The sequence below is a fragment of the Psychrobacter piscatorii genome, from assembly GCF_001444505.1.
GTDB lineage: Bacteria > Pseudomonadota > Gammaproteobacteria > Pseudomonadales > Moraxellaceae > Psychrobacter > Psychrobacter piscatorii_B.
This window is the reverse complement of sequence record NZ_LNDJ01000024.1, coordinates 1-16,342: the sequence shown is the minus strand read 5'-3', so window position 1 is coordinate 16,342 and position 16,342 is coordinate 1. Positions and strand designations below refer to the sequence as shown.

Sequence of the window (16,342 nt, the reverse complement as noted above, 5' to 3'; positions counted from 1 at the left end):
CATCATGCAAAAACCAAAAATTGCCTTTATCGATGATGAGCCGCGCATATTACGCAGTCTAAAAATGCATTTTCGCCAGTCACACGACGTGTTTGTCACAACAGATGCCACTGAACTCATGAAATATGTCAGCGAGCACGATGTACAAGTGGTCATCAGCGACCAACGCATGCCAGATAAGCAAGGGACGGAAGTCTTGCGTGATGTCAAAGAGGCGTCACCCAATACCATTCGTATCTTGCTAACAGGCTACGCCGATCTCAATGCGGTGATTGACTCGGTCAATGATGGAGAGATTTACCGTTATATCACCAAGCCTTGGCAAAATGATGAGCTCAAAAAGATCGTAAATAAAGCCACAGAGATTGCTCAGCAAACGCAAGATATTACCCAAAATATGAAGCAAGGGGATGAATCTCAGAGTTTTATGAATGCTAGTAGCAAAAGGAATATACTGGTATTAGATGATGATGAGAGTATTTATCAAGAAATAAAAAATCAGTTTAAAAGTACTTATACAGTGAGCTGGGCAAGCAACCTCGAGCAGGCTGCGAAGTTACTACAAAAAAAGAAGTTTGGTGTCACCATCACGGATGCGACGCTCAACGAAGAAAATATTACTCCTATTGTCTACGCTCTAAAAAATATCCAGCCCGATCTGATGGTGCTGATGTTGACTGAATTTAAAGACGCTCACATGGTGATTGATCTCATTAATAAAGGGCAGGTGTATCGCTGTCTGCCACGTCCTACCAACTTCTCTATCATGAGTATCAGTCTGGACCGCGCGTTTGAACATCATGAAAGACTGGTACAGCAGCCGATATTAGCAACTCGTCATCATGTTGAAGAAGTACCAGAAGCTGAGACTTTTAATTTTTCTGAAAGATTGAAGGGTTTCTTTGCCAAGTTTAGAGGCTGGCGCATGATGATGTAAGGGATTCTGATTAAGATGCTATATCAGGTCAGCATATGATTGAGCATTATCTTTAATAAAGAATAAATACCCGTATTTATAAGAATTTGCGTGACATAATTACGGTATCGAGTGATAGGCTTATTAAAACAATACGTTTATGTTTCTTATGATCATTATTAGACCGCTAATCACCATTAGTATCAGCAGCATTATTCTAAACTGACCAATACTGATGCCAGCCAAAAAGTGTTTGCCAATGACGTTGCCAATAACGGCACCCAGTCCTAATACCAGACCATACACACAGATCTTGACTGTGAGTATGCCAAAAAAGGCGTAGCTGACGACTTGTATAATACCGACAAAAAAAGAATTCGCCGTTTTGGTCGCAATAAGATTCTCTTTTTCTAGACCTGCGTTCATATAAAAAGGGTTAAGAATGGGACCTAGGCCACCCACCAACGTGCTCATAAAGGCAATGAAAAAGCCCACAGGTACAAAACCTACTTTTGGCATGTCAAACGTTTTACTTACTTTACCGAACTTGTATTGGAAAATAGTAGAGACTAAAAATGCACCTACCAATAACTGAATCCAGCCTGCATCCAAACGACTAAAGACCAATGCCGCCAACCACGCTCCTACGATAGCGCTTGGCACATAGTATTTGGTCAATGACCAGTCAATATCATGCCAAAATAAATAGAGCCGAGAGGCATTACTCATAAAGGTAGCCACGTTAATCACAGGCGGCGCAACCGCAGTCCCTATCATCGAAGAAGTGACTGGTATCAGCAGCATCGCACCGCCACCACCAGATATCGTAGAGATAATAAAAGCGATCATACCAGCACTGAATAGTCCTACTAAGTGCCACGTTGGAATGGTTTGCAACAAATCTAAAACAAGGGGCACTATAAAATCCTATTTCATGAGTGACATCAAGTAGTGATGTTTTGCTGATGTTGGACAGCTGACAAAAAAGTGAGGGGTGTTAAAGGCTTGTCCCTAATAACTATTGAAAGTAGGGTAAAAGTATCTCTAAAAAAAACGGTGGCCATACCTGAGTATAACCACCGCCGGAGAGACATTTAGAGACGAACTGACAAAAACTTATGCAGCAGTCTTCTTAAAGCGTTTACGATACGTTTTACGAATGATTGGCATAAAGATCATGACCACGACCAGACCCCATAATGATACGGTGATTGGGCTGCTCCACAGGATAGACATCTCACCTTGAGAGATAGAGAGCGCACGACGTAGGTTAGACTCCATAAGCTCACCTAGTACATAACCTAGGATAAGGGCTGATAGAGGGAAGTGCAGTTTACGTAAGAAATAACCAAAGATACCAAGTCCTACCATGAATACCATATCAAACGTTGTACTGTTGATAGAGTAGACACCAACGAAACTGATAGCAGCGATTGATGGGATCAAGATATAGTTTGGTACATTCAATAGTTTAGAGAAGAAACCAACCAACGGGATGTTCATGACAAGCAAGATAACGTTACAGATGAACAATGAGGCAATAAGACCCCAAACGATATCTGGCTGCTCAGTAAATAGCTGTGGACCTGGCGTGATATTGTACAACGTCAACGCGCCCATCATAACCGCTGTCGTACCAGAACCAGGGACACCTAGGGTCAACATTGGTACAAATGAACCACACGCTGATGCGTTATTAGCCGCTTCTGGTGATGCTAGGCCACGAAGGTCACCTTCACCAAATTTACCATCATCACCAGCAATTTTACGTTCACTGGCATAGGTCATTGCACTGGCAATCGTCGCACCTGCACCCGGTAGGATACCAACGAAGAACCCCATTGCACCACTACGCAACATAGCACCGATGGTGAAGAGAAACTCTTTTAGGTTGAATAAGCTACGCTTACCTTGCGCGATTATTTTACCACCCGTACTGGTTCTTTCGAGCAAAATCAAGATTTCACTGACACTAAAGAAACCAATAACGATCGTTGTGAATTGGATACCATCAGATAGATTGACGGAATCAAAAGTATAGCGATAAATACCCGTCACTGCATCGACGCCGACAGTTGCTAGACCCAAGCCAATTAAGGCTGATACTGCGGTCTTAATCGGTTGATCACCGACCAAACCACTCAAGCAGCAAATCGCGAATACCATCAATACGAAGTATTCAGCAGGGCCAAAAGACACCGCCCATTTAGCCAGTAGAGGTGCAAATAGCACCACGCCGATGGTCGCAATCGTCGAGCCAATAAACGAGGCGACCGCAGAGATGGATAAGGCGATGCCAGCTTTGCCTTGTGTCGCAAGCGGATTACCATCCAAGGAGGTCATCACCGCCGCGGCAGATCCTGGGACGTTTAGTAGAATGGCAGAAATACGTCCGCCATATTCACAACCCAAGTATACAGCTGCTAAAAGGATAAGCGCACTTTCTGGTGGCAGACCAAGGGCAAAAGCAAATGGTAGTAGAATTGCCACACCGTTAATTGGGCCAAGGCCTGGCAACATACCCACAATCGTACCAATAAAAGCACCGATGAGTGCAATCAGTAAGTTTTTGGGCAACATTGCTACGCCGAAACCGTGCATTAAAAAATCAAAAGTTTCCATAATAGCTATCCCATTATTCCTGATAATATTCCAAGTGGCAGAATGACGTCCAAAGCCATGTCAAATAGGACATACAGGGCGATACTGATCACAACTGAAAAGATAAGGCTTTTAACAGGATTGCCGGCAAACAGTAGACCAACCGCAAAACACATCAGGGTGGTTGCAACAACAAAACCTAGGGGCTCAAAAATCAAACTATAAATCAATAATGCGCTGACACATAAAACAAGGTTTCTAATAACGATCTTGTTATACCCTAAATTAATAGGTTTGGTGAATCGCGGTGGACGAAAGGCGATCACCAAGGTCAAAAACGCCATCAATGAAAAAATTAAAATAGGATAGGGCCGAGGACCGATAGGATCATAGGCAATGGGAGCGACGTAACCAATAGCTAAGTAGACCAAAAATAAGCTAAACAGTGCCATCAATCCAGAGAACGCACGTTCCATTGTCATAGAAGTACTCCTTGAATTCTAAAATAAAAAGGTTGATAGATGTCTCATCTGTCAACCTTCGATAAATACCATGAAGTTTTAGTATTCAATCATTAAGGGGATATGGTCTGGATGAGACTATTTAGCGGTAGCACCCGTAAGACCGTACTCAGAAGACAACTCACGTAACTCTCCAGTACGCTTATAGACATACTGCTCAAGCTCTTCGCCAGTCATAGAGAAAGGTAGTAGCTCTTGCTGTTCACGCAATTCTGCAAATTTTGGATCAGCAAGCATCTTATCAAAGCTTGCTTTCCACCAGTCATAAGCGGCAGGGCTAACGTCTGGACCCATGTAGTAACCACGAACGACAGGCCAAGTCACATCATAGCCTTGCTCTACTGCAGTAGGGATATCAGCCATAGAGCCGCCCAGTCTTTCATCGGCAAATACGGCCAATACACGTAGTTTGCCAGCAGTAGCTTGTGGCATAATCTCAGCAATACCAGCACTCACAACAGTGACATGGTTGCCCATTACTGCTGTAATGGCCTCACCGCCGCCTTCCATCGCAACATAAGTCATGTCGCTAGGGCTGACGCCAACGGCTTTGGCCAAAATAGCCGTTTGCATCCAGTCCTGACCGCCAACACTACCACCGGCAGCAAAACTGATTGCTTTTGGATTTGATTTAAGTTCAGCGACCAACCCTGCTAGATCCTTGATTGGTGAATCTGCATTAACCGCAATGGCACCATAATCGGTACCAACGGCGGCGAGCCATTTCACGTCTTTTTCGGTGAATTTACCAAATTTACCTTGTGATAAGTTCAGGATCGATCCCGTTGAGAACGCGATAATAGCGTCTTCGTTAGCACGGTCATTGGCGACAATTTTGTTATATGCAACAGCACCTACGCCGCCTGGCATATAAGTGACGCGCATTGGGTCTGTCAATATCCCCGTGTCTCTTAGGCCTGACTGAGCAAGCTTACAGGTCAAATCAAAGCCGCCACCTGGTTTTGCTGGAGCAATACATTCTGGACGTGAAGGACCTGCAAACTCATCTGCACCTGCGCTCGCAGTTTCGTTAGCATTGTTACAAGCTGTCAAGGTAAGTACAGATAGACCAAGCGCTAGATAGGATAGTTTTTTCACACGACACTCCTTGTGTGTATTTTTTCAGTAAAAATCAATAAAATTTTGATTGAAAGGATAGGGTAACTATACAAAAAGTTGGAAGCAGACCAATAATGTTACCAACCTTTACAACAGTAGTCTTTTTGTTCACTTTGCAAAAGTAACAGAATAATTTAGAAATAACAAGAAACATATGTATGTATGTATGAATTTTTTGAAATCAGTAGCGGGATGGACTTTGTAAGAACCCAAGCTTGCTATGTCGGTATTAGATAAATACAGGACCAGCCCTAATCTAAAATAAGGTTTTATAATGACAGTAAAAACAAATGCTTATGAATAACGCATGGTGAGAGTGATTAATAGCAACCGCTATGAAACAAGAAGTCGCTCTTAAAACGAAACAGGGGATGCTTTTATCTGAGGGCAATTTCTTATTATGAGACAGGCAGTAGGGAGGCGGAATCAGTGTTTGCTCAGTTGGTTGATAGGCAAAAATGTCGACGGCCACTGCCAATAGGTGCGATATATTTTGTCTATCAATACGGCTTGTAAAGATTGTCTTATAAGTATAAAACTGAACAAAGTATCATTATTTACATTACATATGTTTTTTTATTGTGCTCAAAATATCATCTGAATAAGCAAAATGGCGATCAAGCCAACGACGATATCTAGAGGTACTGCTTTAAACAGTAGCGTATGCAATAGCTTATTTTTGTCGATATGCACTTGAGCGGCACCCAGTATCAGGCTACCTCCTGAAGAGAAGGGAGAGATGGACGAGCTCTGAGCGCCGATCACGATACAGATAAACAAGAAAAAAGGACTCAAACCAGAAGCCACTGCCAACGCAGGGACCATCGGAAATAGAGTCGGTGCAACGACGCCAAGCGTACTGGCAAATATCGACATAATTGCACTAATAATAAACACCAAAAATGGTATCATCCAAATAGGAACGTTGGTACTGAGCCACTCTGTTAGCTCATAAATAACGCCCACTTCCACACCGAGGCTAATCAACATACCTACGCCGCAAATCATAATAAGCGTATTCCATGGTATCAACGCAATCACGGTTTTTTCATCACCCAGCTTCAAAAATAAGCTCATCAAAGCGAAGAAAATGGCAATAAAACCAATATCAATCCGAGCGTTCAAAAACTCAATGGCGTCTACGTTCGGTATGAGTAGGTTTGAGATGGGCACAACCAATACAATCGTCATCATCATAAAAATCAGCATGATGGATTTCTTTTGTTTGGTGTCAAAAGGCGCTGGAACAACGGTTTGGATGGCGATCTTGCTGGTCTTGGCATTAATAAAGCTATAGCTTCCTAATAAAACAATCGGCATCAAAAAGGTCGCGGCAAATATGCCTAAGCCATATGTAAAGGTATTGTCATTGGCCACACCAGCACCGCTCATAAGCTCTCTGAAAATCACACCGCTCTGTGAAGTGATAAAATTGGCACCTGCCAGCGCCCCGTAATTCACGGATAACGTTGCAATGATGATATTTAAGTTGGTTCTTTTAGATAACAATAAAATCATCGGTGCCATCGTGGCAAGAACCGTGTAATAGCCAGCCCCTAACGCTGCTACTGTAGTGGCAGCAAAAAAAATCGCCAATGGCAAAAACGCTGGAAAATGTCGACACTTGTATATCAAATGTTCACACAGTTTTTCTAAAGCGCCATTGGCTAAAGAGAAGTTATAGAAGAGCGTCACAGCAAAAATCACAAAGAAAATCTTTAGAGGCCACAATTTAATAACCTCGTAAGCGCTTAGCTTCATACCAAAACAGCCAATCAGATACGCGAACACGATCGCAAACAAGCCGATATTGATTTTAGTGGTGTAACCCAACACAATAGAAATTACTATGGCCGCTATAAGATATAGGGTCATATTCGCTCCTCGGTCTTGACTGTATGACATCTAAATATCTACATACATATATATGTTTTAGATTAAAGAGCATTGTGATAATGTTGACAAACAACTTTCTAAGCCAGCAAATCTTATCAGCTTTTTAAGTGTATATAACTCAATAGAATAATAGCAAAAAAGGAGCCGTTAATTAGGTGAGATTGACCAAAAAATCTAGATAGACTTTAATATCGAAATGATGTGTATAGAGTTTGGTAAGGGCTTAAGATAGAGTGTCAGAGATATTTTATTTCTTATGAACATGATTGGGCTTAGAAAGATTGGGCGTATTAATAAAATCTTCCTATTGTGGTGAAAAAAATTATGGATAATTTTAAAAAATTTAACATGCCACGGTATGAGCAAGTGCGGTGGCATATTCAAACGTTACTGACAGAAAATAAGTGGGATGAAAAAACCCCCTTACCGACAGAACAGGAGTTTGCAGACAAGTACCAAGTATCGGTGGGCACCGTTCGCAAAGCGGTCGAAAAACTGGTGGATGACGGCGTTTTGATAAAGCAGCAAGGTCGTGGTACTTTTTTAAAAAGGCCCAACTTTGAGGGCTCGTTATTAAGGTTTTTCAAATACCGCGATAAAGATGCTTCTTATGTCATACCGACTGGCGTGATCAAAAAGGTCATGTTGATAGAGCCTGTTGAGGCAATCAATAAAGAATTAAACATTCACGAAAAAGAAAGTTTGATTTATATAGAACGTGTGCGCATTGTCGAAGACAGAGTGATTTTGAGTGAAAGAATTTGGTTACCCAAAAGCCGTTACGAAGACTTTGTTGGTCTTGAGCCTGAAGATTTTGAGAATCTTCTTTATCCTTTTTATTACAAAAAGTGCGGTCAGTTTGTCTCATCTGCCGTAGAAATGCTGTTTTTTATCTCCAATCATGTAGACCCTTATCTGGACAATACCAAGCAAGAAAACTTAGTGAAAGTATGCCGCGTTGCTAAAAACCTAGAAGGGGACCCTATCGAATATAGAGAATCTTATGGATTGGCAGAAAAATTTAGTTATGAGGTCAATATTATTTAACCATTGGCCATTTCACCATTAGCGAGGGCAGTGGTTAAGTTATGCTCAATAAGCTATAAAAAAGGAGCCGATGATTTGGCTCCTTTTTTCATACTTTTTATCACCTGACTCTATGAACGACCAATTAAAGAAATGGTTGATACATAGAACTGCTTACTTGCTATTAAACGTAATCGTCTGTCCGCCATTACTAGCTGGCGGTGCGATAGTGACTTTGCTCGCAAGTATGTCGCCTTTGGCATTGATTTTGTAGCATTCTTTTGAGCTGCCTTCAGAGGTGCCACCAGCAAGCATGTTGTCTGAGGTTTCGATACAGAACCATGCGGTCTGATTGCTGTCTCGCGTCAGGGACCAGTTTTGGTTATAGGTTCCTATTTTTTTGCGCATGCTGCTATCGCTATAGACATTTTCAGTAATCAATTTGTTTGAGTCGCCCACCGTCGCCATTTTTGGGATAGTGGTTGTTTGGTTTGAGACCGAATATTTGCCTGTGCTGTCTGTAAAACCGTGAAATACCAAAGGGTTCAAGGTGAAGTAATTGATAGCGACTGACTGGTTAGTGATTTGATTGTTCACTTTATTGATCGTGTTGATCTCAGTACCTTGTACCTTTTTATTATTGAAAACCATGTTTCCTTTAGGCGTGACTTGAATATCTGCTGAGGCCGTTTGATTGCCGATAGTGGCAACCAAATTTTCACTACGTTGTTTGGTATAAATGTTGAGCATGGCGGTCTCAACAGGGTACTCGGTCACTATGTTGTTTGGGTTGGTGTTACCCATCGTTCCACCGCTCGCACAAGCGCTTAAGCCCAGTCCTGCGGCAATACATAATCCTAATGTTTTCATGATTTAATCCCTCAGTCTATTTGGATGAATGCTATTAGTAGCTACTGTAAGTAGCAGTTATTATAAGGAATATCTACTATAATCGAATTTTTTAGCAATGACATCTGCTAACCATCCTAGACCTTCTATTATTACATCACTATAACAACCAGTAATTTTCTAGTGCGTTGAAATATAATGGTTGCGGCTCATTATTCTTCTTATAAAAAGGTATTGACCCATCAATGAAAACGATGGGCTATTTTTGTAATTTTTATTTGGGTGATAGAATTAGGCCCTTAACAGTCCATGCTTTTCATAGTGGTTTTTGAATGGTAACTCCTGCTCCACGAAAATCTGATAGACGGTTGTTCATAATAGCTATTCTTAGCATGAACTCAATATCACCAATCCAACGATGAAAAAAAGTGATGAGAAAAATGTAGTGATAGGGCAATCACGTAGAGATAACGGCTTATTTAAATCAAATAAAATGATACATTATGTATCGTCTTAAAATATAACAGAGGGGTAAACAAAGGTCAACTAGTAGACCTTGAGAGTCACGGTACTGGTGTAATGGTCCATTTTTAATGAAGAGATACTAGCCACTTTGAGATAAATTAGACCGTATTCAAATGTCAGGCATAACTTATAAGTGTGGTGATATCAATGATAAGAGAGCTTAAAACCTTCGTCGCCGTTTGCGAGCTAGACAGTTTTGCTGCCGCTGCTCGGCACATCAACTTGACCCAGTCTGCGGTCAGCGCCCAAATAAAAACCTTGGAAGACAATCTAGGGTTATCTTTATTTACCCGCTCTGCTCGTGCCATTACGCTCAATCCGCAAGGCACGCGCGTATTACCGATCGCCAAAGAGATTTTGGCGCTTTATTCCACGATGCAGTTGTCCTCAGATACCGATATTGCCAGCTATTACGGGCAGCTTAGGATTGGCTCGATCAACTCCGTGCAAGTGGGTATCTTGCCAGAGGCACTAAAGGCGATTACGTTACTTGCCCCCTTAATGCAGACAGAAATTGTCCCCGGGCGTGCCGTAGAGTTGTTTGAGAAACTAGAAGTTGGGGAGATAGATGCGGCTATTACCATACAGCCAGCATTTGCCTTGCCAAAAGATATTGTGACGCAGTCCATTATGACCGAACCCTACGTGCTCATTAGCCCTAAAAAATGGCCCTTTCATAGCCTCAGACAAACGCTCGAGCAGCATCCTTTTATTCATTACACCTTACAGTCTTCAGCGGGTGCAAAGATAAACAAGTTCTTTAAACAACAGGACATCAAGGTAAATACGATCATGGAGATTAATGATCTGGATGCTATCGTTCGGATGGTGGAGTCGGGTTTAGGCGTGGCGTTGATTCCGTATGCTGGGCTATGGATTAGAAGTACGCCGCCCGTACAAATTCATTATTTAGGAGATAATAGTTTGGTGCGCGAGGTTGTATTGGCATATCGTTATAGCGATCGTCAACAGCCACAAATCAACGCTCTAAAGCAGGTGTTGGGACTGTAAGTGAGTCAAGAGTCTTATCAACCCTAGCTTTTCTCACTGAGGCTAAGTGTTTGCTTGTACCGCTTATAATTAGCAATCAATCTATTTTTTCAATCAATAAGCTTTCTTATAAAAAATTTCCCATAAAATCCTTCCTATCACATAAATATTTTCCAAAAACCTAACTTAAAAGCGCTCATTCTTTTTCATAGAACAACCTAATCTGTCATATTTTTTATTAAGCAGCAAAATTTTTGGGGCTGAGAGCGAAATATTTGCGTTTTTCTTGGGCTAAATTCTCGGTTACGATGGCGCTCATATTGAGTAGCGTCAAGACAAAACACTCAACAGAGTCATTTTTGTCGGCCTACTTCTTAAATCTCTCTTATGTCTAAGAAGTTATAAAAATATGAAAAATACAGATAACCTGACCGATAATAAAGCCCATACTCGTATTGAAAAAGACTTACTCGGTGAGCAAGCCGTTCCTACAACCGCCCTATACGGAATCCAAACCCAACGCGCCGCGCAAAATTTTGACATTACCGGCGTGTCAATCAGCCATTTTCCTGATTTGATCAAAGCACTGGCAATGGTGAAAGCGGCTGCTGCAAAAGCCAATTATCAACACGGTCTACTCAGTGAAGAGAAGCTCAGCGCCATTACTGACGCGTGTACCGATCTGATACAAGGCGAGCATCATGAGCAGTTTATTGTTGATCTCATCCAAGGCGGGGCGGGCACATCAACCAACATGAATGCCAATGAAGTGATTGCCAATATTGGACTAAAAAAAATGGGGTTTGAGTATGGTCAGTATAGTCATCTCCATCCCAACAATGACGTCAATCGTTCTCAGTCGACCAATGACGTCTATCCTAGTGCGGCGCGTTTAGCGATGGTATTTGCGGCAAAACCACTGCAAGAGGCCATTATCAAGCTACAAAATAGCTTAGCTATCAAAGGCAAAGAATTTAGCGGCATTCTAAAAATGGGTCGTACTCAATTGCAAGACGCAGTACCGATGACGTTGGGGCAAGAGTTTAACGCTTTCGCCAGTGATCTAGGCAGTGAGACGGCGCGAATCGAAGATGCTTGTTTACAGTTATGTGAGTTGAACTTGGGCGGTACGGCGATTGGTACGGGCATCAATGCGCCCAAAGGTTATGCCCGCTTAGCGATTAGTGAGCTTGCGACGATCAGTGGTCTGCCAGTGACGCTCTCTGAAGATTTGATCGCCGCTAGTGCCGATATGGGCGCGTTTATTACGTTTTCGAGTGCGCTCAAACGCCTAGCTATTAAACTGTCTAAATTAAGCAACGATTTACGTCTGCTGTCGAGTGGACCGCGTACGGGCTTGGGCGAGATTAATTTGCCAGCGATGCAACCTGGCTCGTCTATTATGCCGGGTAAAGTCAACCCTGTGATTCCTGAGGCCATGACCCAAGCTGCGTTTCAGGTAATGGGGACGGATATGACGATTACTATGGCAGCAGAAGCAGGGCAACTGCAGCTCAATGCAATGGAGCCGCTGATTGTTTATAACCTACTAAACAATGCGCGCCTGTTAGAGAAGTCGATTCGTATGCTCGATGAGCGCTGTATTCAAGGCATAACCGCCAATAAAGCTCGCTGTGCGCAGCATGTCGAAAACAGTATCGGTATCGTGACAGCACTGGTACCACATATCGGTTATGAAAATGCCAGTCGTATTGCAGGAAATGCGTTGCTGAGTGGGTCAGGCGTGGCGGAGCTAGTCAAACAAGAAAAGCTGCTCAGTGATGAGGAACTTGCAGCGATTTTATCACCTGATACGATGGTCAGTAGTATATAGATTTGTGCACATAACCTGGATTGAACAAAGCAAAAAAGAGCGATATCTATCAACGGATATCGCCCTAATTCTTTTAAAGTGTCGTATCTTCATCGTTTTGATCACTATGACAGCGATGTGATGAAATTAGACAATTATTATCGCTTAGACCCTCGACCTTTTGAGGGACGTCTGCCGTTTGTAGCAGGTTTATCATTGCCTGCAGCGTTTTTGCCACGACTGGCAGGACGCCCATCTCTACCTTTAGAACCTGCTGGTTTTCTGGCATCATCTTTAGCGTACTTATTGCGCCCCTTTGCAGCACCCGCTGATTTTGCAGAGGGTTTTGACTTTGAGTGAGCATCAGTACGCGGTTTTTTTCGTGGTGCATGGCGCGATTTTTTGCCCGAATGATTGTCTTGCGACGAGGATTTTTCTACTGCCTTTAGCAGGGTCGATAGCTCTGTTGGTGTCAGGTCTCGCCAGTCGCCGACAGGAAGCCCCTTAAGGCTTACATTCATAATCCGCGTACGCTCAAGCTTGACGACCTCATAGCCAAAATGCTCACACATACGGCGGATTTGACGGTTCAAACCTTGAATGAGTGTGATGTTAAAGACGTTGGGTGCTATCTTAGTAACGGGACATTTTTTTGTCATCTTGCCCAGCATTGGCACGCCACTCGCCATACCCTCAATAAAGCTATCCGTGATCGGCTTATTTACCGTCACGAGATACTCTTTTTCGTGGTTATTGCCAGCACGCAATACTTTATTGACCAGATCGCCATTATTGGTCAAAAAAATCAATCCTTGAGAGTCTTTGTCCAAACGCCCAATTGGGAAAATACGTACCGAATGTCTCACAAAATCGACAATGTTGTTTTTCTCAGAGCTTTCCGTGGTGCTGACAATACCGACTGGCTTATTTAAGGCAATAAAAATAAAATCATCAGGCTCGCGTGGCTCAATCAGCTGTCCGTTGACTTTTACTACGTCTCCAGCAGCCACTTGATCACCCACGGATGCACGCTTGCCATTAATGTATACATTACCTTGTTCAACAAAGCGGTCAGCATCGCGTCTGGAACAAATCCCACTTTCGCTGATGTATTTATTGAGACGAGTCGAGGAATTGTTATACATAAAGCACCGTTTTACCTGGTAAAAAGTTTTTTTGCTAAGAAAAAAGCCTAAATTGAATGGTTCAGTCGCCTTGCAATTAAAGCGGCGACTTGCGTTTTACAGTTTAACGCTTACGTTCTGTAAAGCACTTTGACCACATGCCAGCCAAATTTGGTTTTTACCAAATGAGGGGTAAAAAGCTCACCGTTGAAGCAGATTTTATCAAAAGGTCCTACCATTTGACCTTTTTCGAACTCACCTAAATGACCGCCTTTTTTACCTGATGGACAGGTTGAGTGTCGTTTGGCCAGCACATCAAATGCTGCGCCTTTTTTGAGCTTGGCCATAATATCTTCTGCCAACTCTTTTTGTTTGACTAAAATGTGCAATGCGCTAGCGGTACGAGCCATCGTATAAACCTTTCATAGAGTATCAGTTATCGGGTCATTATATCATTACTTATCTTATTTTAGCTTAGTTACTAACCTTTGTGATTCAAAGGTTATCTAAGATTATCTAAGCCAATTTCTTATATTCGAACCCTGTGTTTTTTTTGATGCCTCTCCTTTACTTAAAAAGGTTAAAGCTGATGCCAATCCTCAATCGCCTTGTGTCCAATTTCCAGTCCCACATCATAGCTATAACGGATTTTGGCTTTATTTTTGGACAATCGACTCGCCATGTTTTTTAAGTCGGGTGGACAAATCTCTAAAATTTTCTGTGATGATGGCGTCTGTAAAAATTGTACCGAGTCGTTATAGCGTTGGGTTCGCGTCAACAAGCTTTGGGCAAAACCATGTCGTTGCTTAGTATAATATTTAGCCAACAGCTGATCGCCTTTACTGCTTGCTTTCGCATAGTTTTGCGGGCGAGTACGTATGACCATGAGCTTATCAATACTCTCTTGCCCAGCCGCCCACTGTACGGGCAAAGCATCTGCCACACCACCATCAAAATAAGGCTCACCAAATATCTCGACCGCTTGGCGGGTCAGCACTGGGATAGAGCTTGATGCCCTTAATCCATCCAAAATATTGTCTTTAGCCGCTTTAATGTAGGTTGCCTCTCCTGAAATAGCATGTGTTAACACCATGTAAAACTCAGCATGATTGGCAAATAACTGTGCCTGATCCAGTGGATATTCTTGCTCCACCATATCCCACATCCACTTTAGATCCAGTAAGTCACCGCCTCTAAGGAAACGGCCATAATGAATAAATTCAGATCGAAGGGAATGATCCAAGTAAATATGTAGGGTGCGGCCTTGTTGTGCGGCCAAATAATTAGCAACGTTAGTTGAACCTGAAGAGACGCCCACACACAGATCAAAAGGATTGAATTGTTGTTGTAAAAAGGCGTCTAAGACACCACTGCTAAATGCGCCACGCATGCCGCCGCCTTCAACCACCAGTGCTTGTCGATGTTGTTTAACCATTGAAAACCTCGAATGACGCTCGCAAAGTATACCTACAAGTACACAAAACGAGGGGATAAAAAATGTTTATAAATATAGTCGATACTAGGGAATTATATTTTTAAGCCGTTCTAAACCTATTTCTTGGATATAGACTGTAGTGGTCAACTAATTTTAGACACCTGATAAGAGGTTTTGATTAAAGTAGCGTCTCTCTGTCTCTAATGGTGTTAGCGAGTTGTTGAAGCTGTGCGGTCTCACAGCTTGATAATAGCCCCAAATATAGTCAGTGATAGCACTTGATGCTTCAGCAATATCTTCGTAGCCGCCCTTTAGCATCCACTCCGTCTTGAAGCTTCTAAAGAAGCGTTCAGTGGGGGCATTGTCCCAGCAATTGCCTTTTCGGCTCATACTTTGAACCATGCATGACAACTTGCGACTGACTCAGCGAACTGCTTGCTGGTGTAATGCGTGCCTTGATCAGAGTGAAACAGCACTCCATTAGGCTTGAGTCTCGTCTGATACGCCATCTGTAGCGCTTTGGCGATCAAAGTGCTATTGGGAGAGTCTGAGACACTAAAGCCCACCACGCGCCGTGCAAACAGGTCTAGAACGACAGCCAAGTAACACCAACCGCCTTTGATACGGACATAGGTTACATCACCTGTCCAGACTTGATTAGGCGCTTCTGGGCTAAAGTTGCGATCTAAGATATTGTCATGGGTTTTGTGTTCTTGATCAGCTTGCTTGTATTTATGCGTCTTGAGCTGACAGCTAATTAGTCCCATGCCTTTCATAAACTTAGACGCTAAATAACGCGTCAGCGTTATTTCGTGCTTATTGGCTAAAATGGCAACCACAGTGCGAGCGCCAGCCGACTGCTTAGAATCATTGAATATCTGGCGTATTAAGGCTTTTAACTTAACGAGTTTATATCTATAGGCTTAGATCGTATACCATATAGTTAGATTACTATAAAATCGATACAATAAGATTCAACGTTATTTTTCGCAGCCTCTGGAGACGCAGTTACAGCAAGCAAGAAAAATAGCGTTGAATCAAATGAATTTATTGTCCTGTATTGTTTTTATTTAGACTTGACTATAGTAGTAACTGCTTCTGACTACACCAAATAAGTCACATAGCTTGCGTGTGCTCAGTTGTCTGTCTTGCTCTGCTAGTGTCTTAATTAGCGATAGACGTTCAGGCTGTCCGATGCCAGCAGAGCGGAAGCCTTTTTTAATATGTCTTTCTCCATCTTAAGCTGTCTGACTTCTCTCTCAAGCTCTTGAATGCGATGCTGATCATCGGTTAGTGCTAGGCCTTCGGTTGGGGCAATACCTTGTTTCTCTTTTTTATACTTGCGTACCCAGTTGTCTAAGGTGGAAGTACCAATGCCTAGCGACTGGGCAACCTCAGCAACTTTGCGTTTGTGCTCAACGACTAAGCTAATGGCTTCTAACTTGAATTCTCGGGTGTATTTTTGGCGTTTGGTAGTCATACTAATTATCCTCTTTCGGGTAGTATAACCTTGTATCTTGAATAACC

Annotated in this window: 15 protein-coding genes and 1 pseudogene; 4 read left to right on the top strand and 12 right to left on the bottom strand. The window is 42.5% G+C overall.

The annotated features are described in order from the left end of the window. Positions 1-4 precede the first annotated feature (4 nt). On the top strand, positions 5-937 hold the full coding sequence (locus AS194_RS01670) for a response regulator (RefSeq protein ID WP_058023752.1): 933 nt from the start codon (positions 5-7) through the stop codon (positions 935-937). Positions 938-1,060: 123 nt separating this feature from the next. Here the strand turns inward: AS194_RS01670 and AS194_RS01665 are convergent, their stop codons facing one another. The 5 genes from AS194_RS01665 to AS194_RS01645 form a co-directional block, all read right to left on the bottom strand. After that, complete coding sequence (locus tag AS194_RS01665) at positions 1,061-1,834, bottom strand: sulfite exporter TauE/SafE family protein (RefSeq protein WP_058023751.1); 774 nt, start codon at positions 1,832-1,834, stop codon at positions 1,061-1,063. Positions 1,835-2,032: 198 nt separating this feature from the next. Then, positions 2,033-3,538: a tripartite tricarboxylate transporter permease gene (locus tag AS194_RS01660; RefSeq protein WP_058023750.1), complete on the bottom strand. Its 1,506-nt coding sequence runs from the start codon at positions 3,536-3,538 to the stop codon at positions 2,033-2,035. A gap of 5 nt (positions 3,539-3,543) precedes the next feature. Continuing rightward, positions 3,544-3,999: a tripartite tricarboxylate transporter TctB family protein gene (locus AS194_RS01655; RefSeq protein WP_058023749.1), complete on the bottom strand. Its 456-nt coding sequence runs from the start codon at positions 3,997-3,999 to the stop codon at positions 3,544-3,546. Between the two features lie 117 nt (positions 4,000-4,116). Then, positions 4,117-5,136, bottom strand: a complete 1,020-nt coding sequence (locus tag AS194_RS01650; RefSeq protein WP_058023748.1) for a Bug family tripartite tricarboxylate transporter substrate binding protein — start codon at positions 5,134-5,136, stop codon at positions 4,117-4,119. 606 nt (positions 5,137-5,742) lie between these two features. Then, entirely contained in the window at positions 5,743-7,032 is a 1,290-nt protein-coding gene (locus AS194_RS01645; protein WP_058023747.1) for an SLC13 family permease, read from the bottom strand. A 345-nt stretch (positions 7,033-7,377) separates the two neighbouring features. On the opposite strand from AS194_RS01645, the gene AS194_RS01640 reads away from it, so the two are divergent. Continuing rightward, on the top strand, positions 7,378-8,100 hold the full coding sequence (locus AS194_RS01640) for a GntR family transcriptional regulator (protein ID WP_413771702.1): 723 nt from the start codon (positions 7,378-7,380) through the stop codon (positions 8,098-8,100). A gap of 153 nt (positions 8,101-8,253) precedes the next feature. Here AS194_RS01640 and AS194_RS01635 read toward each other — a convergent pair whose 3' ends face one another. Continuing rightward, entirely contained in the window at positions 8,254-8,949 is a 696-nt protein-coding gene (locus AS194_RS01635) for a hypothetical protein (RefSeq protein ID WP_058023746.1), read from the bottom strand. 651 nt (positions 8,950-9,600) lie between these two features. On the opposite strand from AS194_RS01635, the gene AS194_RS01630 reads away from it, so the two are divergent. Both AS194_RS01630 and AS194_RS01625 read left to right on the top strand, forming a co-directional pair. Beyond that, positions 9,601-10,464 carry a LysR substrate-binding domain-containing protein gene (locus AS194_RS01630; protein ID WP_058023745.1) on the top strand — a complete coding sequence of 288 codons (864 nt, stop codon included), beginning with the start codon at positions 9,601-9,603 and terminating at the stop codon, positions 10,462-10,464. 388 nt (positions 10,465-10,852) lie between these two features. Beyond that, positions 10,853-12,277, top strand: a complete 1,425-nt coding sequence (locus AS194_RS01625) for an aspartate ammonia-lyase (RefSeq protein WP_058023744.1) — start codon at positions 10,853-10,855, stop codon at positions 12,275-12,277. A 137-nt stretch (positions 12,278-12,414) separates the two neighbouring features. Here AS194_RS01625 and rluF read toward each other — a convergent pair whose 3' ends face one another. The 6 genes and pseudogenes from rluF to AS194_RS01595 form a co-directional block, all read right to left on the bottom strand. Next, entirely contained in the window at positions 12,415-13,401 is a 987-nt protein-coding gene (gene rluF / locus AS194_RS01620; RefSeq protein ID WP_058023743.1) for a 23S rRNA pseudouridine(2604) synthase RluF, read from the bottom strand. A 110-nt stretch (positions 13,402-13,511) separates the two neighbouring features. After that, the gene (locus AS194_RS01615) at positions 13,512-13,790 is read right to left on the bottom strand and encodes a peptidylprolyl isomerase (protein WP_058023742.1); all 279 of its coding nucleotides are present in this window, start codon (positions 13,788-13,790) and stop codon (positions 13,512-13,514) included. A gap of 170 nt (positions 13,791-13,960) precedes the next feature. After that, positions 13,961-14,815: a patatin family protein gene (locus AS194_RS01610; protein ID WP_058023741.1), complete on the bottom strand. Its 855-nt coding sequence runs from the start codon at positions 14,813-14,815 to the stop codon at positions 13,961-13,963. Between the two features lie 153 nt (positions 14,816-14,968). After that, positions 14,969-15,205 (bottom strand): integrase core domain-containing protein, encoded by a 237-nt coding sequence (locus AS194_RS13440; RefSeq protein WP_058023783.1) that lies wholly within the window; start codon positions 15,203-15,205, stop codon positions 14,969-14,971. After that, a pseudogene (locus tag AS194_RS13435) lies at positions 15,202-15,705 on the bottom strand (IS3 family transposase); the annotation flags it as partial. The gene AS194_RS13440 and the pseudogene AS194_RS13435, both read right to left, overlap by 4 nt. 278 nt (positions 15,706-15,983) lie before the next feature. Next, positions 15,984-16,295, bottom strand: a complete 312-nt coding sequence (locus AS194_RS01595; protein WP_058023782.1) for a transposase — start codon at positions 16,293-16,295, stop codon at positions 15,984-15,986. Between the last annotated feature and the right edge of the window lie 47 nt (positions 16,296-16,342).

Coding starts and splice junctions, on each gene's coding strand:
- AS194_RS01670 (WP_058023752.1), top strand. CDS start 5: ATGCAAAAACCAAAAATTGCCTTTATCGATGATGAGCCGCGCATATTA.
- AS194_RS01660 (WP_058023750.1), bottom strand. CDS start 3,538: ATGGAAACTTTTGATTTTTTAATGCACGGTTTCGGCGTAGCAATGTTG.
- AS194_RS01655 (WP_058023749.1), bottom strand. CDS start 3,999: ATGACAATGGAACGTGCGTTCTCTGGATTGATGGCACTGTTTAGCTTA.
- AS194_RS01645 (WP_058023747.1), bottom strand. CDS start 7,032: ATGACCCTATATCTTATAGCGGCCATAGTAATTTCTATTGTGTTGGGT.
- AS194_RS01640 (WP_413771702.1), top strand. CDS start 7,378: ATGGATAATTTTAAAAAATTTAACATGCCACGGTATGAGCAAGTGCGG.
- AS194_RS01635 (WP_058023746.1), bottom strand. CDS start 8,949: ATGAAAACATTAGGATTATGTATTGCCGCAGGACTGGGCTTAAGCGCT.
- AS194_RS01630 (WP_058023745.1), top strand. CDS start 9,601: ATGATAAGAGAGCTTAAAACCTTCGTCGCCGTTTGCGAGCTAGACAGT.
- AS194_RS01625 (WP_058023744.1), top strand. CDS start 10,853: ATGAAAAATACAGATAACCTGACCGATAATAAAGCCCATACTCGTATT.
- rluF (WP_058023743.1), bottom strand. CDS start 13,401: ATGTATAACAATTCCTCGACTCGTCTCAATAAATACATCAGCGAAAGT.
- AS194_RS01615 (WP_058023742.1), bottom strand. CDS start 13,790: ATGGCTCGTACCGCTAGCGCATTGCACATTTTAGTCAAACAAAAAGAG.
- AS194_RS01610 (WP_058023741.1), bottom strand. CDS start 14,815: ATGGTTAAACAACATCGACAAGCACTGGTGGTTGAAGGCGGCGGCATG.
- AS194_RS13440 (WP_058023783.1), bottom strand. CDS start 15,205: ATGAGCCGAAAAGGCAATTGCTGGGACAATGCCCCCACTGAACGCTTC.
- AS194_RS01595 (WP_058023782.1), bottom strand. CDS start 16,295: ATGACTACCAAACGCCAAAAATACACCCGAGAATTCAAGTTAGAAGCC.